Origin of the sequence: Streptomyces jumonjinensis (assembly GCF_009600885.1) — a bacterium.
Lineage (GTDB): Bacteria > Actinomycetota > Actinomycetes > Streptomycetales > Streptomycetaceae > Streptomyces > Streptomyces jumonjinensis.
This window is the reverse complement of the sequence record NZ_VCLA01000207.1, coordinates 4,774-5,154: the sequence shown is the minus strand read 5'-3', so window position 1 is coordinate 5,154 and position 381 is coordinate 4,774. Positions and strand designations below refer to the sequence as shown.

Genomic DNA, 381 nt, shown 5'->3' with positions numbered 1-381 from the left:
CATCCCCGGATCAGCCGCCATCTGCCCCAGCAACCGCACCAACCGATCGATCAGCGCCTGAGCCTCACCGGCGTCGAAGAGATCCGGCCGATAGTTCAACCGCATCTTCAACCCACCGATCGGACCCGCCACCAGACCCAGCGGATAGTTGATCGACTCCCGGATACCCGACTCCGACACCCGGATACCACCCGGCCCCACAAGCCCCGGCTCACCATCCCCAGGAGCCTGCTGACCCCCACCGGACGGGAAGTTCTCGAACGCCATCAACGTGTCGAACGTCGCCCCACGCCCCGCCAACCGCTGAATGTCACTCAGACTCAGATACTGGAAATCCATCAACGCCGACTGCTGCGCCTGAAGCTCCACCAGCAGCCCGGC

1 protein-coding gene is annotated in these 381 nt (G+C 64.3%); it reads right to left on the bottom strand.

What is annotated here, in order from left to right; translation table 11 throughout:
- A partial coding sequence (locus FF041_RS37300) for a condensation domain-containing protein (RefSeq protein WP_194292371.1) occupies positions 1 to 381 on the bottom strand: 381 nt, incomplete at both ends.